At 73.6% G+C, this 19,533-nt stretch carries 18 protein-coding genes; 9 read left to right on the top strand and 9 right to left on the bottom strand.

The features are described 5' to 3' along the window. Window positions 1-131: 131 nt before the first annotated feature. Window positions 132-644, bottom strand: coding sequence for a GNAT family N-acetyltransferase (locus tag ACZ6SQ_RS07980; RefSeq protein ID WP_469557798.1), 513 nt, complete (start codon window positions 642-644; stop codon window positions 132-134). 268 nt (window positions 645-912) lie between these two features. Between ACZ6SQ_RS07980 and ACZ6SQ_RS07985 the strand changes: the two genes are divergently transcribed. Beyond that, window positions 913-1,650 carry a YoaK family protein gene (locus tag ACZ6SQ_RS07985; RefSeq protein WP_469557799.1) on the top strand — a complete coding sequence of 246 codons (738 nt, stop codon included), beginning with the start codon at window positions 913-915 and terminating at the stop codon, window positions 1,648-1,650. 76 nt (window positions 1,651-1,726) lie between these two features. On the opposite strand, the gene ACZ6SQ_RS07990 is transcribed toward ACZ6SQ_RS07985, so the two are convergent. After that, on the bottom strand, window positions 1,727-2,062 hold the full coding sequence (locus tag ACZ6SQ_RS07990; RefSeq protein ID WP_469557801.1) for a GNAT family N-acetyltransferase: 336 nt from the start codon (window positions 2,060-2,062) through the stop codon (window positions 1,727-1,729). Window positions 2,063-2,111: 49 nt separating this feature from the next. Continuing rightward, entirely contained in the window at window positions 2,112-3,098 is a 987-nt protein-coding gene (locus ACZ6SQ_RS07995) for a pirin family protein (protein ID WP_469557803.1), read from the bottom strand. A gap of 102 nt (window positions 3,099-3,200) precedes the next feature. Here ACZ6SQ_RS07995 and ACZ6SQ_RS08000 point away from each other — a divergent pair, with 102 nt between their 5' ends. Then, a complete protein-coding gene (locus ACZ6SQ_RS08000) occupies window positions 3,201-3,680 on the top strand; it encodes a carboxymuconolactone decarboxylase family protein (protein WP_469557805.1) in 480 nt (159 codons plus the stop codon). A gap of 7 nt (window positions 3,681-3,687) precedes the next feature. On the opposite strand, the gene ACZ6SQ_RS08005 is transcribed toward ACZ6SQ_RS08000, so the two are convergent. Next, window positions 3,688-4,323 carry a chloramphenicol phosphotransferase CPT family protein gene (locus ACZ6SQ_RS08005; RefSeq protein ID WP_469557806.1) on the bottom strand — a complete coding sequence of 212 codons (636 nt, stop codon included), beginning with the start codon at window positions 4,321-4,323 and terminating at the stop codon, window positions 3,688-3,690. A gap of 403 nt (window positions 4,324-4,726) precedes the next feature. Here ACZ6SQ_RS08005 and ACZ6SQ_RS08010 point away from each other — a divergent pair, with 403 nt between their 5' ends. Together ACZ6SQ_RS08010 and katG are read left to right on the top strand one after the other, a co-directional pair. Continuing rightward, window positions 4,727-5,164, top strand: a complete 438-nt coding sequence (locus ACZ6SQ_RS08010; RefSeq protein WP_386383814.1) for a Fur family transcriptional regulator — start codon at window positions 4,727-4,729, stop codon at window positions 5,162-5,164. Between the two features lie 32 nt (window positions 5,165-5,196). Further along, a complete protein-coding gene (gene katG, locus ACZ6SQ_RS08015) occupies window positions 5,197-7,410 on the top strand; it encodes a catalase/peroxidase HPI (protein ID WP_469557808.1) in 2,214 nt (737 codons plus the stop codon). A gap of 170 nt (window positions 7,411-7,580) precedes the next feature. On the opposite strand, the gene ACZ6SQ_RS08020 is transcribed toward katG, so the two are convergent. Beyond that, window positions 7,581-11,429: a CHAT domain-containing protein gene (locus ACZ6SQ_RS08020; RefSeq protein ID WP_469557810.1), complete on the bottom strand. Its 3,849-nt coding sequence runs from the start codon at window positions 11,427-11,429 to the stop codon at window positions 7,581-7,583. A gap of 132 nt (window positions 11,430-11,561) precedes the next feature. Here ACZ6SQ_RS08020 and ACZ6SQ_RS08025 point away from each other — a divergent pair, with 132 nt between their 5' ends. Both ACZ6SQ_RS08025 and ACZ6SQ_RS08030 read left to right on the top strand, forming a co-directional pair. Further along, entirely contained in the window at window positions 11,562-11,951 is a 390-nt protein-coding gene (locus ACZ6SQ_RS08025) for a hypothetical protein (protein ID WP_469557812.1), read from the top strand. Further along, window positions 11,948-12,865, top strand: a complete 918-nt coding sequence (locus ACZ6SQ_RS08030; RefSeq protein ID WP_469557815.1) for a hypothetical protein — start codon at window positions 11,948-11,950, stop codon at window positions 12,863-12,865. Before ACZ6SQ_RS08025 ends, ACZ6SQ_RS08030 begins: the two co-directional genes overlap by 4 nt. Here ACZ6SQ_RS08030 and ACZ6SQ_RS08035 read toward each other — a convergent pair. Both ACZ6SQ_RS08035 and ACZ6SQ_RS08040 read right to left on the bottom strand, forming a co-directional pair. Next, complete coding sequence (locus ACZ6SQ_RS08035; RefSeq protein ID WP_469557817.1) at window positions 12,848-13,993, bottom strand: tetratricopeptide repeat protein; 1,146 nt, start codon at window positions 13,991-13,993, stop codon at window positions 12,848-12,850. The genes ACZ6SQ_RS08030 and ACZ6SQ_RS08035 overlap by 18 nt on opposite strands. A gap of 150 nt (window positions 13,994-14,143) precedes the next feature. Continuing rightward, entirely contained in the window at window positions 14,144-15,796 is a 1,653-nt protein-coding gene (locus tag ACZ6SQ_RS08040) for a lysyl oxidase family protein (protein WP_469557819.1), read from the bottom strand. Window positions 15,797-16,336: 540 nt separating this feature from the next. Between ACZ6SQ_RS08040 and ACZ6SQ_RS08045 the strand changes: the two genes are divergently transcribed. Next, window positions 16,337-16,855 (top strand): hypothetical protein, encoded by a 519-nt coding sequence (locus tag ACZ6SQ_RS08045; protein ID WP_469557820.1) that lies wholly within the window; start codon window positions 16,337-16,339, stop codon window positions 16,853-16,855. A 66-nt stretch (window positions 16,856-16,921) separates the two neighbouring features. Here ACZ6SQ_RS08045 and ACZ6SQ_RS08050 read toward each other — a convergent pair whose 3' ends face one another. Both ACZ6SQ_RS08050 and rpmG read right to left on the bottom strand, forming a co-directional pair. Continuing rightward, window positions 16,922-17,182, bottom strand: coding sequence for a type B 50S ribosomal protein L31 (locus tag ACZ6SQ_RS08050; protein ID WP_469557823.1), 261 nt, complete (start codon window positions 17,180-17,182; stop codon window positions 16,922-16,924). A 118-nt stretch (window positions 17,183-17,300) separates the two neighbouring features. Beyond that, window positions 17,301-17,465: a 50S ribosomal protein L33 gene (gene rpmG / locus ACZ6SQ_RS08055; protein ID WP_386387648.1), complete on the bottom strand. Its 165-nt coding sequence runs from the start codon at window positions 17,463-17,465 to the stop codon at window positions 17,301-17,303. Between the two features lie 249 nt (window positions 17,466-17,714). Between rpmG and mgrA the strand changes: the two genes are divergently transcribed. Then, the gene (gene mgrA / locus ACZ6SQ_RS08060) at window positions 17,715-18,758 is read left to right on the top strand and encodes an L-glyceraldehyde 3-phosphate reductase (protein ID WP_469557825.1); all 1,044 of its coding nucleotides are present in this window, start codon (window positions 17,715-17,717) and stop codon (window positions 18,756-18,758) included. 315 nt (window positions 18,759-19,073) lie between these two features. Beyond that, on the top strand, window positions 19,074-19,433 hold the full coding sequence (locus ACZ6SQ_RS08065) for a MerR family transcriptional regulator (RefSeq protein WP_469557853.1): 360 nt from the start codon (window positions 19,074-19,076) through the stop codon (window positions 19,431-19,433). Window positions 19,434-19,533 lie beyond the last annotated feature (100 nt).

Consider the following 19,533-nt stretch of genomic DNA (forward strand, 5'->3'; position numbering starts at 1 on the left):
GGCGGGGGGGGGGAGAGGGGGGGAGAGGGCGAAAAGGAAAAAAGGGGGGGGGGGTTTCTTACCCCGCGCCCCGGCGCCGGGGCGGGCGGGGGCGGGCCCCCCCCCCCCCCCCCCCCCCCCCCTCCGCCGTCTCAGATGCCGAAGGGCTCGGCGTACCGGACGACGCCGCCCGGCAGCGCGTGCGCGGGATCGAGGGCGAGTGCCATCAGGGCCTCGTCGGGGACGTCGAAGGTCACCGAGATGCCGTGGGCGGAGGCGCGGCCGAAGCCGAACTTCGGGTAGTACGAAGGGTGTCCGAGGACCACCACGAACCGCTCGCCGAGTTCCGCGGCCGCCCGCAGCGCCGCGCGCACTGCGGCTCCGCCGGCCCCGGTGCGCTGGTGCTCCGGCAGCACCGCCACCGGCGCGAGGCACAGGGCCGGCACCTCGCCGATGTGACACCGGGTCAGCAGCGCGTGCCCGACAGGGGCGCCGTCGTGCCCGGCCGCCACGAGCGACAGCCCCTCGATCCATGCCTCGTCCGCCCGCAGGGCGTCCACGAGGTCGGCCTCCAGCGGGGTGTCGAAGGCCGCGAGAACGATTCTGCGGACGGCGGGGACGTCGGCGGCGGTCTCGGGGCGCGTGATCCAGTCGTCGCTCGTCACGGGATCCGTTCCAGGGGTCGTACCAGGACATTGCCCGGCCGACCCTACCCCCGGCGGAGTGAGTCCGCGGGCCCGCGAGCACGCCGCGCGGGGCGTGGTCCGGGCCGGTGCGATACCGGTGACCTGGGCACGGCGGCATCGGCGGGGCCGGGGCCGTCCACGCCCGGGACGAGGCCGGGGCGCACGCCCGGGCTCAGGCACGCGCGGAGAACGGACGGGAACACCATGGACTCAGGGACGCCGGCGCTCCCGGCCGGAGGGGCCCGCCGTGCGCGCGCTGCTGGCTGACGTCTGGCGCACCCTGGCGCCCGGCCCCGGGGAACCGCACGGGCCGCTGCCGCCGCTGCTGCTGGTCCTGACCGCCGTCAGCGGTCTGGTGGACGCGGTCGGCTATCTCGCGCTGGGGCAGGTGTTCGTCGCCAACATGACGGGCAATGTCGTCCTCCTCGGGTTCGCGCTCGCGGGCGACGACCGGGTGTCCGCGCTCGGCTCGGCGGTCGCGCTCGGCACGTTCCTGGCCGGTGCGGTCACGGGCGGCCGGATCGCCACCCGGTTCGCGGCGCATCGCGGGCGGCTGTTCGCGGCGGGTACGGCCGCCGAGACGGTGCTCGTCGCCGTGGCGCTGGCCGTCCTGGCGGCCACCGGCGCCCGGATCGGCACGGGGGTGCGGTACACGCTGATCGTGTGTCTCGGGACGGCCATGGGCCTCCAGAGCGCGGTCGCCCGCCGGCTCGGTGTCCCGGACCTCACCACGACCGTGCTGACCCAGACGCTGACCGGCCTCGCCGCGGACCCGGGTGCGGCGGGCGGCGGGCCTCCCCGGCCCGGCCGCCGTCTACTCGCCGTACTGACCATGCTGCTCGGCGCGCTGGCGGGCGGACTGCTGGTGCTGCACGACCGTGTCGGCTGGGCGCTGGCGCTGTGCGCGGCGCTGCCGGCCCTCGTCTCGCTCACGGCCGTCCGGCTCTCGCGCGCCGACGCCCCCTGGACACGGCCGCGGCGGTGAGACTCCGGTGGGCGGCCCGCCCGTCCGATGTGACGGCGGATCACCTCCACGGCCGTGCCGGCGCGGACCGGTCGGGTCAGGCGAGCTGCGCCTCCAGCCAGGCGAGAACGTCGGGCGTCACCGGGTCGGTGATGTCATCGAACTCGTGGTGCTTCTTCAGGAACTTGGCGACGTACGGGCACACGGGCACGATGCGCATCCCGCGCGACCGCACATCCGTGAGCGCCTCCTCGACCAGCCTGCCCGCGAGTCCCTGTCCGGCGAAGGCGTCGTCGACCTCGGTGTGGAAGAAGACACGCCGCCCGTCACGGTCGCGGTAGGCGGTCAGGCCCGCGCGGACACCGTCGACGTGGATCTCGTAGCGGTGGCGCGCGTCGACGGGCTGGACGGTGACGGTGGGGGTGTCGCTCATGGGGCGGTTCCTCTCGGGTTCGGGTGGCCGGGCGGACAGGTGCCCGGTGTCAGGCGCGCGGCGGGTTGCGGCGCGGGGTGATGGTCGCGTGCGGCAGGGCGGGGGCCGGGAGGCGGTCGCCCGGGTAGTCGGCGACCGCGCCGAAGCGGTCGGAGTGGTTCTCCCAGTCCTCGCGGGCCCGGGCGATGTCGTCGTGGCTGCGCCCGATGAAGTTCCACCACATCACGATCTCCTCCTCGAAGGGTGCGCCGCCGAGCAGGACGATCCGGGCCGGGGCGGCGGACTCGTTGTGGAGGGTGAGGGCCGTGGGGCCGGGGTGGACGTAACCCAGTTCGGCCTGCGCGAGGACGGTTCCGGCGACGCGGACGCTGCCCCGGTCGACCAGCACGCCGTGCTCGAAGCCGGGGTCCACGGCGAGGGTGAGGGCGGCGTGCGGGGCGAGGACGATCTCGGCGCCGAGCAGCGGGGTGAAGGTGGCCACCGGCGAGTCCGATCCGGCGAGGGAACCGAGGAAGACCCGGATCTCGGCGCCCTCGGCGCGCACGGGTTCGGGGGCGTAGTGCTGGAAGTCCCGCTCGGTGTGGCGGTGTTCGTGCGGCAGGGCGACCCAGAGCTGTACGCCGTGCAGGACGGTGGTGCGGTCGGTGGAGACCTCGGAGTGGGCGATGCCGTGGCCGCCGGTCATGAGGTTCAGCTCGCCGGGGCGGACGTAGGCGTGGCTGCCCAGGCTGTCGCGGTGCTCGATCTCTCCGGTGAACAGCCAGCTGACGGTCTGGAGTCCGGTGTGCGGATGGGGCGGGACGACCATGCCTCCGGTGGCGGCGACGTCGTCCGGGCCGTAGTGGTCGGCGAAGCACCAGGCGCCGATCAGGGTGCGCGCCCGCTGCGGCAGGGTGCGGCGTACGGTCATGGCGCGCGGTCCGCCGAGGGGCACATCGCGAGGGGTGAGGACATCGACGCGCGGTTCCGTCACCGGGGCTTCGGCCGTGTCGGTTCCGCAGCGCATCTCGACCGGCCCTGTTTCGATGTTGCTCATCGGAACACCTCCACGCATGTTAGTTTACTTTTAAACAATACTCGCCCGCGCAGCTTAACGCAGCTCAGCGGCAGCGGACGCGGCACCCGAAGGAGTACCGGCTTGAACACCAGCCCCGAACCCGAGGCCGAGCGGATCTACGTCGACAAGCGGACCCCGAAGGCCTACCACGCGCTGTCGCAGACCGCGGAGGCCGTACGGGCGGCGGTGGCCGAGGCCGGGCTCGACCGCCGGCTCGTGGAACTGGTCAACCTCCGGGTGTCGCAGATCAACGGGTGCGCCTACTGCCTGCATGTGCACACCCGTGCGGCCCTGCGCGCCGGCGAGACGAACCAGCGGCTGGGCGTGCTCGCGGCCTGGCGGGAGACCGAGGTCTACACCCCCGAGGAGCGCGCCGCGCTGGATCTCGCCGAGGCGACGACCGCGGCCTCCGGCACCGCGGCACAGGACAGCGCCTACGCCGCCGCACGCGAGGTGCTCACCGAGGACCAGATCTCCGCGGTGATCTGGGTGGCGATCACCATCAACGCCTTCAACCGGGTGTCGATCATGAGCGGGCATCCCGTACGGGCCGAACACTGATCCGCGCTCAACGGGCGTACGCGCGGCGCAGCACCTCGAACGCCGTCGGACGCTGACGGTCGGCCAGGAAGTCGCGGACGCGCCGGGCGCACTCGGCGGGGCTCTCGCTGCCGGTGTCCACGTCGAGGTCGTGCGGGCCGTGGGAGTGGACGTGCGGGTACTGGAGGGCGGCGAGACCCCGCTGCCGGTCGCCGCGTTCGGCCTCGCGGCGCTCCAGCTCGGGCAGCGGGCAACGGACCGCGACCAGCACGGTGTTCCCGGGGTCGAGCACGTCGAGCAGGTCCAGCAGCCGCCAGCGGCGGCTCAGCGGGTGGTCGACGACGAGGTTGTTGCCGCCCGCCGCCATCCCGGCGACCGCGCGGTGGAAGCCCTTGCAGGTCCGGTCGATCTCCGCCTGGAGGCCGCCCTCGGGGACGACTCCGCCGCGCAGGGCGTGGAAGGCGTCCACCGGCAGATGGAACCAGGTGCCGTCCAGCACGGTGAGCAGTTCCCGGGCGATGCTCGACTTCCCCGAGCTGGACGCGCCGTTGAGCAGGATCACCGTGCCGCCGGCGGGGGTGCCGGGGACCCTGGCGTTCTCGGGATCGTCCGGGTCCGGCGCGCCCTGAGGGCCGTAGGGATCACGGACGGGCTGCGCGGTCATACGGTCGTCCTCTCGCCGGAGCCACGAACGGGGCCGGACGGACCCGGGCCGGAGCGGGGCGCCCGGGGCGGGGGGCCGGAGCGTTCCGCCGGGCCGCGATGATCATCGTATCCACGCCCCGCACCCGGCCGGGACACGGTGACGAAGCCGGCCGCACCGCGGCCGCACGCGGCGCCGGAGGGGACCGAGAACCGTCCGCGCGGGGCGCCGAAGGGGACCGAGGACCGTCCGGCGCGTCATTCGACCGGGCCCCGGTACTCGCACTCACAGCTCGGGCGGAATACCATATTCCGGGCAGCGGGTCAAGGAATGCACGTGCAAACATCACCCGACCTCGACACGACCATACTTGTCTCGCTCGTTTCCTTGAATCATTCGTGTTTATGAGGGTAGGTTCGGCCTCATGACCGCTTCTGGGACACCGACCACCGCCGAGGAGCTGCGCGGTGCCGGCCTGCGCGTGACAGCCGCACGCGTGGCGCTGCTGGAGACCGTGCGCAGCGGTGATCACCTGGGCGTCGACGCGATCGCGGCGGGAGTCCGCGACCGGGTCGGCCACATATCCCTCCAAGCCGTCTACGAAGCCCTGCACGCCCTCACCTCGGCGGGCCTCGTCCGCCGGATCGAACCGGCCGGCAGCCCGGCCCGCTTCGAGGGGCGCGTCGGGGACAATCACCACCACGTCGTGTGCCGATCGTGCGGCGCCGTCGCCGATGTCGACTGCGCGGTGGCCGAGACACCCTGCCTGACCGCCTCCGAGGACCACGGTTTCCTCATCGACGAGGCCGAGGTCATCTACTGGGGCCTGTGCCCCGGCTGTGCCTCCACCCCCAGTTCCTGAGCACGTGATCCGCCCAGAACAGAAGGATTGCCATGTCTGAGAACCACGAAGCAATCGTCACAGACGCGAAGACGGAGGCCGGGGGCGGCTGCCCGGTAGCGCACGGGCGCGCGGCGCACCCGACGCAGGGCGGCGGAAACCGCCAGTGGTGGCCGGACAAACTCAACCTCAAGATCCTTGCCACGAACCCCGCGGTCGCGAACCCGCTGGGCGAGGAGTTCGACTACGCCGAGGCGTTCCAGAACCTGGACCTCGCGGCCGTGAAGCGGGACATCGCCGAGGTGCTCACCACCTCGCAGGACTGGTGGCCGGCCGACTTCGGCAACTACGGCCCGCTGATGATCCGTATGGCCTGGCACAGCGCGGGCACCTACCGCATCAGCGACGGCCGCGGCGGCGCCGGCGCCGGCCAGCAGCGCTTCGCCCCGCTCAACAGCTGGCCGGACAACGCCAGCCTCGACAAGGCCCGCCGCCTGCTGTGGCCGGTGAAGAAGAAGTACGGCCAGTCGATCTCCTGGGCCGACCTCATGATCCTCACCGGCAATGTCGCGCTGGAGACCATGGGCTTCGAGACCTTCGGCTTCGGCGGCGGCCGCGCGGACGTCTGGGAGGCCGAGGAGGACGTCTACTGGGGTCCCGAGACCACCTGGCTCGACGACCAGCGCTACACCGGTGACCGCGAGCTGGAGAACCCGCTCGGCGCGGTCCAGATGGGCCTGATCTACGTCAACCCGGAGGGCCCCAACGGCAACCCGGACCCGATCGCCGCGGCCCGCGACATCCGTGAGACGTTCCGCCGCATGGCGATGAACGACGAGGAGACCGTCGCCCTGATCGCCGGTGGCCACACCTTCGGCAAGACCCACGGCGCGGGCCCCGCGGACAGCGTCGGCCCGGACCCCGAGGCCTCCCCGATGGAGCAGCAGGGCCTCGGCTGGAGGAGCAGCTACGGCACGGGCGTGGGCAAGGACGCCATCACGTCCGGCCTGGAGGTCACCTGGACCACCACGCCGACCCAGTGGAGCAACGGGTTCTTCAAGAACCTCTTCGAGTACGACTACGAGCTCAGCCAGAGCCCGGCGGGCGCCCACCAGTGGGTCGCGAAGGACGCCGAGGCGATCGTGCCGGACGCCTTCGACCCGTCGAAGAAGCACCTGCCGACGATGCTCACCACGGACCTGTCCCTGAAGCTCGACCCGATCTACGAGCCGATCTCCCGCCGGTTCTACGAGAACCCGGCGGAGTTCAAGGACGCGTTCGCGCGCGCCTGGTACAAGCTGACCCACCGCGACATGGGCCCGAAGTCCCTCTACCTCGGTCCCGAGGTCCCGGCGGAGACGCTGCTGTGGCAGGACCCCCTGCCGCAGGCCGAGGGCGCGGCCATCGACGCCGCCGACGTCGCCGCGCTCAAGGCCAAGCTCCTCGACTCGGGCCTGACGGTCTCGCAGCTGGTCTCCACCGCGTGGGCGTCGGCCTCGACGTTCCGCGGCAGCGACAAGCGCGGCGGTGCCAACGGCGCCCGCATCCGGCTGGAGCCGCAGCGCGGCTGGGAGGCCAACGACCCCGACCAGCTCGCCCAGGTGCTGCGCGTCCTCGAGGGCGTCCAGCAGGAGTTCAACTCCGGCGCCAAGAAGGTGTCGCTGGCCGACCTGATCGTCCTCGGCGGTACGGCCGCCGTGGAGAAGGCCGCCAAGGACGGCGGCGTCGACGTCGAGGTGCCCTTCGCCCCGGGCCGGGTCGACGCGAGCGAGGAGCACACGGACGCCGAGTCCTTCGCGGCCCTGGAGCCGACCGCGGACGGCTTCCGCAACTACCACGGCAAGGGCAACCGCCTGCCGGCCGAGTACCTGCTGCTGGACCGCGCCAACCTGCTGACCCTCAGCGCCCCGGAGACGACCGTCCTGGTCGGCGGTCTGCGGGTACTGGGCGCCAACAGCCAGGGCACCTCGCTGGGCGTCCTCACCGACACCCCCGGCGTGCTGACCAACGACTTCTTCGTCAATCTGCTCGACCTGGGCATCACGTGGAAGTCGACCTCCGAGGACCAGACCGTGTTCGAGGGCCGTGACGCGGCCGGTGCCGTGAAGTGGACGGGCTCCCGCGCCGACCTCGTCTTCGGCTCGAACTCGGAGCTGCGCGCCCTCGCCGAGGTGTACGCGAGCGACGACGCGAAGAAGAAGTTCGTGACCGACTTCGTCGCGGCCTGGGCCAAGGTCATGGACCTCGACCGCTTCGACCTCGTCTGATCCTTCCGACCCGACGAGCTCCGACGTCCGGGCAGGCCCACGAGGGCCGGCCCGGACGTGCTCGTGTCCACGCGTTCACGAGGTCCGCAGACGACTCGGACGGCAACGACCGCACCGGCTACCACGGCTGACGCCGGGTCGGGTGACCGTGCCGGTGGGCGGCTGCCTTCTCACGCGCCGACGTGGAGATAGGCCGCCCAACGGGTCGGTGAGGCGAGGTACTTGTCACGGATCTCGCGGACCGCGGTGTTCAGGGCCTGCGCGGTCGCCGTGGTGTCGGGTGGGCGGGTGCCGTCGGCGGTGAGCGTGCGGTAGAACGCGCCGGACATCGCCGGGGTGTCCGGCGCGCGCCAGAGGGTGCCCACGACGCTGCGGAATCCGGCCAGTTGGAACGCGGCGGCCAGATGCATCGGCTCGTCGGGCAGCTCGCGGTGCGGTTCGGCCGTGCTGCACGCGGAGAGGAACGCCACGGCTCCGTGTTCGAGCGCGATGTCCTGGAGCCTGGTGGCGGTCAGGGTCTCGCCCGTGTCGAGATGCAGGCCGCCGCCGCGCAGGATGCTCCGGGAGACGTCGTTGTCGCCGTGGCAGGCGAAGTGGACCAGGGCGTGCTCCCGCAGGGCGGCCTCGACCGCGGCCAGCCCGGACGCCTCGCCGCCGACGACACGCGAGGCGGGCAGCACGGCCCGTACGGCGGCGGCCTCCCTGGCCGCCTCCGGCAGCGGTGGCAGCCGGGGGCTCTCGGCCCCGGTGACGACGAACGCGCCCCGGCGGAGCGCGGAACCGGCCGGGGCCGGGGTGTCGCGCAGGGAGTGGGCCAGGGCGGCGAGCGTGGGGGTGTAGGAGGGGACGATCCGGTCGACGACGGTCCGGGGGCGGGGGGCCGGAGCGCCCTCGGCGCCATGCCCCGCGCGGGCGTCCTGCGTCGCCCTGACCGTCCGCGCGCCCGGGTCCCGGCCCTCGGCGGTGTCCGTGTCGCGGTGGTGTCCCGCCGCGTGCAGCGGCAGTCGCAGCACGGGGCCCACCGGGCACCACCACACGCGCTTCGGCGCGCTGCCGTCGGCGAGGAGACGCTCCAGTACCGGGCCCGCCAACTCGTCCCAGAGCCAGGCCAGTACCGCGTGGATCCGCTCCTGGGCGGCCTCTCTGCCGTCCAGGGAGGTCGCCATGTCCAGGGCCTCGGTGAGCGAGGTCTCCAGTTGCCCGGCGCGGTCGAGGACCGCCGCCTCGGACAGGCCCGGCAGCGGCAGGTGCTCGACCGGCCGCGCCGGATCGGCCGGTACCAGCAGCGCGTCGCCCCGGTCCTGGTGCGTGAGGACCAGCACCACCGGCGCCCCGGCCGTCCGCGCGCGCAGCTCGGACAGGGACTCGGTGCGCGTCAGCGTCGCGAACTCCGGGTGCTCCGCGAGCTGCCGCAGGATGCGCTCCCGCTCGGCGGCGAGTCTGCGGGTCTCGGCGGCCCAGCCGGGACGCGGGTCGCTTCTGCTGTGGCTCACCGCGACGAAACGGCCGGACTCGTCCTCGTCGCCGACCCTGGACTCGATGGCGGTGACGTTCGCGAACAGGTCGGCCTCGCGCAGCCTCGCCTCGATCTCCTCCAGGCGCCGCGCGGCCCCCGGCTGGATGCGCCGGATGGTCTCGCGGTGACGCCGGACGGCGAGGCTCTGGCCGTAGAGGATCGCGCGGCCGTTCTCCAGCAGTTCCACGGCCCGTTCGGGGGCGCCCGAGTCGAGGGCCGCGCGGGCGGCGCGGACCGCCAGGCCGGGCGCGACGGCCGCGGTGCCCTTGCGCACCGATCCGGACAGGGACCGGCCGGCCATCCGGGGGATCTCCTCCTCGATGAGGCTCTCCAGGACGCGCAGGGCGAGCCGGGGGTCGCCGGAGCTCTGGGCGAGGGCCGCGCGCTGTTCCTGGGCCTCGAGGAGGCGTCTTCCCCCGCTGTCCGGATCGAGGGCCACGGTCTCCCAGAGCTCCAGGGCCTCCGCGCACAGCGCCCGCGCCTGCGGGGAGGCGGGGTCGGTCAGTGCGTGCAGGGCGGTGCAGGGGCGGGCGAGCAGGACGGTGCGCGCGATCCGGTGGGGGTCGTGCCGCGGGCTGTCGGCCAGCGCCTCACGGGCCAGCCGGACGGCTTCGGCCAGGGCTTCGCGGTCGCCGGTGCGCTCATAGGTGAGGTGGCGTACCTGGCTGATGGAGCTGAGGAAGCGCGGCCGGTCCGGATGATCGGCGCCCATCAGCGCGAGTCCGCGGCGGTAGAGCCGCTCGGCCTCGGCCAGCCGCTGGGGAACCCGTTCCTCGTCCTGGCCGCCCTGGACGAGGTGGGTGGCGAGGTTGAGCAGCAGTTCGTGTTTGCGGGGATGGTCCTCGGCGAGCGCGTCCGCCGCCCGACGGGCCAGCTCGATTCCCTCCTCGGCGGCCTCGGTGTCATCGTTCTGTCTGGCGAAGTCGGCCAGGGCGCGGGCCAGATTGGACATGCGGTAGGGGCGGAACGGGGCGTCCTCGGGCGTCAGGGCCAGGGCCTGTCCGCGCATTCCCAGCGCCTCGGGAAGCAGCGTGGCGTCGGACAGGGCGTTGGCCGCGGCGACCACGACGCCGGCGAGGCGCTCCAGGTGCCGGGGGGTGCCCGGGTCGTCGTCGGGCAGCACCCTTCTGGCCTTCCGGGCGGCTTCGAGCGCCTTCTCGGCGAGGTCGACGCGGTCCGGGGACCCGTACGCGAGATGGACCGTGGACTGCGCCAGGGTGGCGAGCGCCGGACCGGCCAGCCGGTGGCCGGCGGAGGTGGCGTCCACTGCGCGCAGCGCCCAGAGACGGGCCTGTGCGGGCGAGGCCTCGTCACTGCCCTCCGCCCAGTGCCGGAACTCCGCCTCGGCGGCCAGGAGGAGGGCCGCGGGCCGGTCCTCGTGCCTGCCCGGCACCGCGTCGACGAGGGTCAGGGCTGCTCTCCTGCGCTCCCCCGCCGGGGCTTCGGGATCGTCGGCGGTACGCCATGCCGCGTCGAGGCCCGGCGGGGCTTCCCCGTCCGACGGGGGCGGAGCCGGGCCGTCGAGCACCGCCCTGGCCGCGGCCCGGCCGACCCGTGCGACGGTTTGCTCCTCCAACTCGGCCAGCCAGAGCCGGTGTTCCTTCAGCCGGCGGTCGTCGTCGCCGGTGGCGCGGACCAGGGCGTGGGCCGCCTCGAGGGCCTCCAGCAGCGTCGCCTCCGAGCCCGTGTCCCGTGCCTGGCGCCGCAGCAGGCCGACCAGTTCGCGCGCGGGGTGCAGATGCGGCGGTTCCTCACGGGCGGCCGCCTCCACGGCCCGGCGCAGGTCGTCGAGCGCCCGGGAGGCGGCCGTGGGGTCGAGCGTCTCGTCCCGCAGCCGTTCCGCGCACCGGGCCTTGAGCAGCAGGCGGTTGGCGAGGTGCGGATCGTCGCGCCCGGGCCGGCGGACGGTGGCCTCCACGGCGAGCGCGGCGCTGTGCTCGCCGTCCTCCAGCCAGGAACGGTGGGCGCCGAGCTCGGCCACGTCCAGCATCAGTGCGGCGCGGTCGCTGAGCATGGCCGCCTTCTCGCGCGGGGTCGTGGCGTCGTCCTTCAACCAGCGGAGCTGGAGCTCCAGGACGGTGTCGAACCCCTTGAAGTCCTCCGCCTCCCGGAACCGGGCCATGAGGAAGAGGAGTTGATCGATCCGGGCCACGCCTAGGCCGCCCTCCTCCTCGGACGCGGCCGGGGCCGGGGCGGCACGGCGGGTGAACCACCGTCGCCCGCGCGGCGGCGGAGGGCGGTCGGTGACGCGGGCGCGCAGGGGGGAGGGGAACGGCGGCAGGTCCGGGGGCAGTTCGGTCAGAAGGTCGGCCAGGCCGAGGGCCGCCCGGTACTCCTGAAGGCCGCGCACCCCGGGCAGATGGAGGTAGCGGTACCAGCGGATCAGCGCCAGGCGCGCCGTCCCGGCGGGGTCGTCGCCGGGCTCGGGTTCCAGGACCGCGTCGGGCAGCGGCGGGATGTCCCGTCCGTCCCCGGTGCGCAGATACCGTCGCAGGTCCTCCATCGCTTCACCCCCGTACCCCGCACAACGGCCCGCCCCGCCGCGCGGTTCCCGTCAGTATCGTGACCACCACGGTCGGTGGCCGGTAGTAGCGTGTCGGGACGTTCGTGCGGCGTGGTACGGGGAGGAACCGGGATGGACGGGATCGCGGAGCGGCTGGCGCGGCTGTGCCCGCAGTCGGACGGGGACGCGCTGCGCGAGCGTGCGGAGCGCTACGGCGTGGGCGAGGCGCTGGAGCGGGTGCGGGCCGCCATCCGTTCGGGCGACCGCGGCGCGTCCCTCACCACGGACCTGGACACGCTGGACGAGGCGTTCGCCCGCCACGGCATCGACGGACTCACCATCGGCGCACGGGTGTTCCAGGAGCTGAGGGGCGGATCGGCTCACCCCGCGGTGACGCTCTGGGGGTGTCCCTCCCCGACCGGCTGCTCCCGCTTCGAGCCGCAGGAGGGGGAGCGGTCCGTCACGGCACCTCGCTGCGGCCTGGCCGGAACGGCCCTGGTCTCCCGCACCTTCCGCCTGTGAGCGTCGTACTGGCGGAACTGGGCAGGCAGTTGGCGGGCCGGTGGGCCGCGCTGCTGCTTCTGCCCGGCGCGTTCTACGTGTGCGCGGCGACGGTCGCCGTTCTGCTCGGACACGGTCACCCCTTCGACCCGGGTCCGTTGACGGCGTGGCTGGACTCGGTGGCGGCGGCTCCTGCCAGCGGACGGTTCGGGACCGTGCTGATCGGAGCGGCCGCGTTCACGGCGGCGGCGGCCGCGGCCGGTCTGTGCGCCTCCGCGGCGGCGCAGTTGGTGGAGCGGGTGTGGTGGGCGTCCGGCGAGGAGCCGGTGCTGCGCGGGCTCACGGCCCGTCGGCGGCGGCGCTGGGACCGGGACGAGGAGGCGGTGGCCGCGGCGCTGCGGGACTTCGCCGCGTCGGGCGGCGGTGCGGACGCCGCGCGGCGGCTGCGGACGGCGATCGTGCGCCGGGACGCCACGAGCCCCGAGCCCGCCGCGCGCCCCACCTGGGTCGGTGACCGGATGCACGCCGTGGACCAGCGGGTGCACTCGGCCTATCACCTCGATCTGTCGGCCGCCTGGCCCCGGCTCTGGCTGCTGATGCCGGACGCAGCGCGCGCGGAGCTGGTCGAGTCGACGTCGGCGTGCGCCGCGGCGGCCCGCCTCGCGGGGTGGGGTGTGCTGTATCTGCCGCTGGCGGCGGTGTGGTGGCCCGCCGCGCTGCTGGCGGCCGGTGTGCTGGTCACCGCGCGGCACCGGGCGCGCGGCGCGGTCGCGGTCCAGGCCGCTCTGGTGGAGGCGGCCGTCGATCTGTACGGGCGTGAGCTGGTGGCGCAGCTGGGGTTCGACTGCGACGGGCCGCTGGGCCGTGCGGCGGGTGCCCGGGCCAGCTCCGTGATGCGCAAGGACCGTACCGACCGCTCACGCCTCGAAGGGTGAGGGGGCGGGCCTCCCTTCGAGGCCGATGGCGGTCGACACCGTCACCTGCGGGCCTGCGGCAAGCCGGACGGAGAAGCCCGGCGCGCGCCGGAACCTCCGTCCGGGCGCGCGGGGATGAGGGACGGGCAGATGGGCCGAGGCGCTCATCAGTCGGTCGTGGCGGACCTGGTCACGCCTGGGCATCAGGCGGCGGTCGACGGTCAGCGAGGGCGGTGCGCTGAGCAACGGCCACTGCTCGTGGTGGACGCACACCCGTACCCTGAGCCGCTGCCCGCCCAGCTCGCGGTCGGCCCGCGCGAGATGCTCGGCCAGCGCCCCGACCGCGTCGGCCACCTGGTCGGCGGGGGCGAGCAGGTCCAGGTTCTCGTCGTACGGCACTTCCAGGTCGTCCGGCCCCACTACACGGCAGGCGATGTCCAGGTCCTCGTCGTGCAGCGTCTCGCCGGGGCGGTGTTCCGTGCGGGCCGTCGCGTGTGTGCCGAGCTCCAGTCGGGCGCCGTGGCGGCTCGCGGTCAGGGCGACCGGGAACAGGCCGGTGTAGCGCAGCAGCCGGGCGCAGCCGAGCAGTACCTCGGCCACCGGGTGTACGTCCGCGTCGACCTGCTCCAGTGCCTCGCGTTCACGCCCGAGGCGGCGCAGGACATGGGCGTAGTCGGTGCGGACGGCGTGGGTGTCGGGCGCGTCGGGGCCGAACGTGGCCTCGCAGGCGGCGAGCAGGGCCGGGTACTCGCGGACGGCGGCCGCCAGGTCGCCCTGGAGGATCCGCACGCCCAGGAAGTTGTTGGCGGCGTTCAGGGTCAGCGGGTGTTCCGGGCCGAGGGTGGCGGCGCGCTGCCGGTGCACGGTCGCCAGCAGGTCGAGGGCCGACTGCCAGTCGCGGCGGTCGCGCAGCACCAGGGCCAGGTTGTTCATGCAGGTGAGGGTGAACAGATGGGTGGGGCCGCGGCTGTGCGCGAAGCCCTCGCACGCGCGTCTGTACTGTGCCTCGGCCTCCGCCAGCCGTCCCGCGCGGTGCAGGGCGCCCGCGAGGTCGTGCCGGGCCGCGGTCGTCTCCAGGGCGAGCGGTCCCTTGTGCGTCTCGAGGCGTGCCACGCGGGCGAGCTGGTCCTGCAACGAGTGTTCCGGCACGGCCGGTTCCTCCTTCGTTCCGGACGGTTCCATTGTGGCGGGCCGGTCCGGCGGTGCCCCACGCGCGCGTGTGGAGGTTCCGTCGAAGGAGGGAAGCGGCCCCGGGGACGGCCGCTGGTGCGGCGTCCCCGGGGCCTGTGACGCCGTGGGTCAGTTGGCGTCGATCAGCTGGTGCGGCGGGACCTGCACGGTGCGGGCGCCCGGCACACCGCCGAGAACCACCTTGCGCAGTGCGGTGTTGTTGTTGAGGTTGGCTTCCTTCAGGCGCTTGGCCGGGTTGGCGATCACCTGGATGTAGTACGTGCCGTTCGGCAGGTCGGTGATGTCGAAGGACTGGCCGGGGCGGTACTGGGTGTAGGTGTCGCCGGAGCCGACGTCCAGGACCTCGCGCACGGACAGGGAGTTCTGCTGGCCGCAGGCGGTCGACAGATCGGTGTTGTACGGGTGCCAGTTGGCGTTCTTCACCGTGTAGTCGACGGCGTCGGTGTTGGCCAGGCAGAAGGCCTCCTTGCCGCTGCGCACCTCCTCGGTGCGGTCCGCGCTGAGCAGGCGGTAGCTGGCGAAGTCGGTGAAGTGCCAGTGCTCGTGCCCGACGCGCGCGTCCCACTCCATGGTGCCGGTGGGCGTGTAGCCGATCTGCTTGCCGCGGGCGTCGTAGAAGTACTGGTAGGCGTCCATCAGGTCGGCGCCGGGCTTGCGGAAGCCGTCCACGACGAGCGGGGCCGGGCCCGCGTTCCAGACGTTGGCGCTGAAGGCGAGGTAGTCCTTGCCGGCTACGTCGCCGTCCTCGCCGTCGGTGATGGCGATGCCCCAGGCGGGCAGCGAACGCAGGTCGGGCTTGGGCGCGTTCGCCGGAACGGCCGCGCGGCCGGTGGGCCGCTTGCTGTTCGGCTTCAGGGCGGGAGCGATGCGCGAGCCGTCGGTGTGGCCGGGGCCGTCGCCGAGGTGGTGGGCGAGGCCGCGCTCCTCCATGGCGTGCGACAGGGCGGGCCGGGTCGGCTCGTCGGCGCCGCGCGGGCCGTAGTGGTGGCCCCCGTGCCCGGCGGCGTGGTGGGCGCCGGACCGCTGGGCGCCGACGCCCTGGCCGCCGCCCTCGTTGCCGGCCGCGCGTACCGTCACCTTGACGGTGGGACGGTCGTCGGGGATGCCGAACATGTCCCGGTACTTCTTCGCCACGCGCACACTGGCCGTGTAGTCGCCCGCCGGGAGGTCGAGCGGCTTGTCGTAGTCGAAGGTGCTGGAGTTGGACGCCCAGCCCTTCTCCACACCCCACACGGAGCCGAGGGTGAACGGGTTGGTGGGGCAGCTCTCCGGGTAGTGCGAGTTGGCCGGGGCGTCCGGGCGGATGCGGCCGGAGGCGTTGTTCGGGCAGTAGGTGCCCTTCGTGGTGGCCGCGACCTCACCGGCCGCGTTCTTGATGGTGACCTCCAGGAAGCCGGGCAGGCCCGAGAAGTCCTTCACGGTGCCCGCGGGCAGCGTCTTCACGCGCGTGCGCGAGCCGTCGCGGAAGACCTGCTGGGCGACGACGGGGTCCTTGTAGGACTTCCGCGTCACCTTGAACTCCAGCGGAGCCTTGTCGACGGTGATGTACGTACCGAGGTCGAGGTAGACCCCGGGTTCCCCCTCCCACCGGTCGATGGTGACGGACTTCGACGCGGCCACCAGCTTGAGCTTCGGCTGGCCGGCCGGGCTCGCCGGTCCGGCACCGGGTGCGGCGCCGGCCCCCACGACGACGACGGTGAGCGCGGCGGCCGCGGCGAGCGACGCGCGCTGGACACGCTTGCGGTGTTGCTGACTGGTCATCGGTTCCTCGTCTGCGAGTGCCATGGTCAGTGGCATCGGACTCGACAGCTCACGGGCCGGCCGGTGTATGCCGGGCGCACCCCACGCGCCCCCACCCGGCCTGCGAACAACCTGTGAGAGAGGAAATGTGTTGCCCTGGTTGCCTGTTGGCGCGGAATTCGGCGCATCGGGTGAGAGAGGGCGCGGGTGTGCGGAAACCGGGGCTCCTCGGGCCGCCGCTCGAGCCCTCCGGTGGCCCGGACACGGCGTGCGTGGGACGGCCGATTCCGGTTGATGCCGATGCGGGGCGACGAGATGAGGGTGATCCGATGGCGGAGGCAATCCGGTTGATGCCGGTGCGGGACCGGGTGTGGAGTGGGGCGCGAGACGGGGCCGCGGACAGTCGGCCGGGAAGGGCGGGTCCGGATGTGCGTCATGGACGCGGCGGCGAGGCAGGCGGGGGTCGACGGCCTCCTGCGGCGGTATCCGCATCTGCGGAGTGTTCCCGGCGGTCAGGGGGCGGGGCCCGGACACCAGGGGGCGACATCGGCCGGTGACGGTATGCCGGACGGCAGCGCGGGCGGGACCCGGCCCACGCATCCCGCCCTGCGCGGCTGCGAGGACGTGCGCTGGGGCGACATCCCGGGGTGCCCGTCGGACGTTCCCGCCGTGCTGCACGGGCTGCTCGACCCCGCCGCCGCGCCGGACGCCGCCAGGGTGCTGAGCAACGTCGTCGTCGAGGGCGTGTTCCGTCTGGGCGAGGCCATGCCGGACGCGCTGCCCTTCGTGCTGCGCCTCGCAGTGGACCCGGGGGCGCCGGAGCGCGCGCAGCTGCTGGACCTCGTGCGGGTGACGGCCGAGCTGTGCCGGCCTGTGGACCCCGGCAACCCGCGCGAGGTGCTGCTGCTCGGCCACGAGGCTGATCGTCCGGAGCGCGCGCGGTGCCGGGCCGTCTTCCGTGAGGAGGCGGCGCTGGTGCGCGCCCTCCTCGACGATCCGACGGCCTGGGAACCGGGCGACGACGAGGACAGGGCGTTCCTGGAGGAGCTCGCGGGCGGTGCCCCGGCGGGGCGGGGCTGAGCGCGGGCATACGTGTCGGCCCGGCCGCGCCGGGTGGGCGCGGCCGGGCCGTGACGCGGTACCGGGTCAGCGGCGCGCGGCCCCCGCGCGCCCGTAACGGCGCTCGAACCGCTCCACGCGGCCGGCGCTGCCCATGATCCGCCGGGTGCCGGTGTAGAACGGGTGGCCGGCCGACGACGTCTCCACGTCGATCACCGCGTAGGTGGTGCCGTCCTCCCATTCGACCGTGTTCGCGGAAGTCGCGGTCGAGCGGGTCAGGAACGCGACGCCCGCCACACGGTCCCGGAAGACGACCGGGCGGGTCTCGGGGTGGATTCCGTGCTTCACGGGATGTGCCTCCTCAAGGCTGTTCAAGGGTTCTCATGGCTGCCCGTCGCGGGTCATGCCTGTTCAGGGCCCGGTCGGGGCTTCGCGGCCCGGCCGGGCCGTCGGTGACCACGGGGTGTCAGCGCACCTCGCGGAACGCGACGTGCCGGCCCGCCACGGGGTCGTACTTGCGCAGGGTCAGCCGGTCGGGGTCGTTGAGACGGTTCTTGCGCGTCACATAGGTGACGCCGGTCCCCGCCGTCGACCGCAGGGTGACGACGGGACGCGTGGTGGCGCGTGCCATGAGGTCCTCCTTCCGCCCACACCGCAAGTCCTTGGCTTGCGCATGTCAGCTATGTGCGGTCCAACACCACCTCCCGCCGAAGCATCCCCGCCGCGACCGCGACCCCGGTCGAACAGCTGAACCATTCAGAAGCGACACAGCTGAATGGCATGAGCCCCATCGGTTGGACTTCACGATCACGCGGGGGCAGGGTGGGGCACGTCCCCGAACTCGACGGGACCCCTCATCGCACCACCCGGAGAGCACCCGATGACCCACATCGCGGACCCCGATCGCTACAACGGCACCATGCGCTACCGCCGCACCGGACGCTCAGGGCTCGACCTCCCCCTGCTGTCGCTCGGCTACTGGCACAACTTCGGCGACGACATGCCCTTCGCGACCCAGCGCGAGATCGCGCTGCGCGCCTTCGACCTCGGCATCACGCACCACGACCTGGCGAACAACTACGGTCCGCCCTACGGCGCCGCCGAGATCAACTTCGGGCGTCTGATGCGGGAGGACCTCAAGCCGTACCGGGACGAGCTGGTGGTCTCCACCAAGGCCGGCTGGGACATGTGGCCGGGCCCGTACGGACAGGGCGGCGGCTCCCGGAAGTACCTGCTGGCCTCGCTCGACCAGTCGCTCGCCCGGACGGGCCTGGACTACGTCGACATCTTCTACTCGCACCGGCTGGACCCCGGCACGCCCCTCGAGGAGACGATGGGCGCGCTCGACACCGCGGTCCGCCAGGGCAAGGCCCTGTACGTGGGCATCTCCTCCTACGACGCCGAGCGCACCCGGGAGGCCGCGCGCATCCTGCGCGAGCTGGGCACCCCGATGCTCATCCACCAGCCGTCGTACAGCATGCTCAACCGCTGGATCGAGACGGACGGGCTGCTGGACGCCGCGCAGGAGGACGGCTTCGGCGTCATCGGCTTCACCGCGCTGGCCCAGGGCATGCTGACCGGCCGCTACCTCGACGGCGTGCCCGAGGACTCGCGGGCCGCGCAGGGCAAGTCCTTCGACTCCGGCTGGCTCACCGACGACATGGTCCGGCGGCTGCGCGCGCTCAACGACATCGCGGCCCGGCGCGGCCAGACCCTCGCCCAGATGGCGCTCGCCTGGGCGCTGCGCGACGAGCGGGTCACCTCCCTCGTGGTCGGCGCCTCGCGCGTGGCGCAGCTCGAGCAGAACGTGGCCGCGCTGGACAACCTCGACTTCAGCGCCGAGGAGCTCGCCGAGATCGACAAGTACGCCACCGACGGCGGCGTCGACCTGTGGCAGGACGCCCGCCTGGGCAACCTCGGCTGACACCCCGCACGCCCGCCTGGGCGACCTGGGCCGACACCCTCGCACGCTCTCCCCCACCGCCGGACGGCCCGCCCCACGCCGTCCGGCGGTGCGCTGCCCCCGCCCGGCCGCCGGGGCACCAGCCGCACGTCACCCCGGGCCGTGCCGAACCCCGCGGTGACGACGAGGCCGTACCCGGCGCTGAAACGAACGAGACGCACATGTCCGGACTGGGCCGGGATCATGGTGTGACTCCGCAGGTGCCGGGCACGACGCACCTCGCGCCCAGCGCCGGAGCACGGTCCGAGATCAAGTCCACATTGGGGTGAATTGAGCGTGCGCATCGGTGAGTTGGCCGAACGAACCGGCCTGAGCAAGGACGCCATCCGGTACTACGAGCGGCTCGGTCTGGTGACCGGGGAGCGACTGCGCAACGGCTACCGGGACTTCCCGGAGGAGGCGGTCACCTGGCTGTACTACGTCCGCACGGCCCAGCTACTGGGATTCTCCCTGGCCGAGATCGGCCGGCACGGCGAGGAACTGCGCGAAGCACCCGACACCGCCGAGGCGCTGTCCGCCCTGTTCGAGGACAAGATACGTGTCATCGACAGCAGGATGGCCGAACTGGCGGCGTTACGGGCCGACTTGAGCGAGAGAGTCGGCACCGACTCCCCTCTGCGGGTGGGGGCGCTCTGAAGCGACCCGGGGGGGGGGGGGGGGGGGGGGGGGGGGGGGGGGGGGGGGGGGGGGGGGGGGGGGGGGGGGGGGGGGGGGGGGGAGGGGGGGGGGGGGAGGG

Source organism: Streptomyces sp. NPDC048600 (assembly GCF_055587025.1).

Excerpts from the sequence above, each read along its gene's own strand:
- ACZ6SQ_RS07990 (WP_469557801.1), bottom strand. The coding sequence starts at position 2,062 with ATGAGCGACACCCCCACCGTCACCGTCCAGCCCGTCGACGCGCGCCAC.
- ACZ6SQ_RS07995 (WP_469557803.1), bottom strand. The coding sequence starts at position 3,098 with ATGAGCAACATCGAAACAGGGCCGGTCGAGATGCGCTGCGGAACCGAC.
- ACZ6SQ_RS08005 (WP_469557806.1), bottom strand. The coding sequence starts at position 4,323 with ATGACCGCGCAGCCCGTCCGTGATCCCTACGGCCCTCAGGGCGCGCCG.
- ACZ6SQ_RS08010 (WP_386383814.1), top strand. The coding sequence starts at position 4,727 with ATGACCGCTTCTGGGACACCGACCACCGCCGAGGAGCTGCGCGGTGCC.
- katG (WP_469557808.1), top strand. The coding sequence starts at position 5,197 with ATGTCTGAGAACCACGAAGCAATCGTCACAGACGCGAAGACGGAGGCC.
- ACZ6SQ_RS08020 (WP_469557810.1), bottom strand. The coding sequence starts at position 11,429 with ATGGAGGACCTGCGACGGTATCTGCGCACCGGGGACGGACGGGACATC.
- ACZ6SQ_RS08025 (WP_469557812.1), top strand. The coding sequence starts at position 11,562 with ATGGACGGGATCGCGGAGCGGCTGGCGCGGCTGTGCCCGCAGTCGGAC.
- ACZ6SQ_RS08040 (WP_469557819.1), bottom strand. The coding sequence starts at position 15,796 with ATGACCAGTCAGCAACACCGCAAGCGTGTCCAGCGCGCGTCGCTCGCC.
- ACZ6SQ_RS08045 (WP_469557820.1), top strand. The coding sequence starts at position 16,337 with ATGCCGGACGGCAGCGCGGGCGGGACCCGGCCCACGCATCCCGCCCTG.
- rpmG (WP_386387648.1), bottom strand. The coding sequence starts at position 17,465 with ATGGCACGCGCCACCACGCGTCCCGTCGTCACCCTGCGGTCGACGGCG.
- mgrA (WP_469557825.1), top strand. The coding sequence starts at position 17,715 with ATGACCCACATCGCGGACCCCGATCGCTACAACGGCACCATGCGCTAC.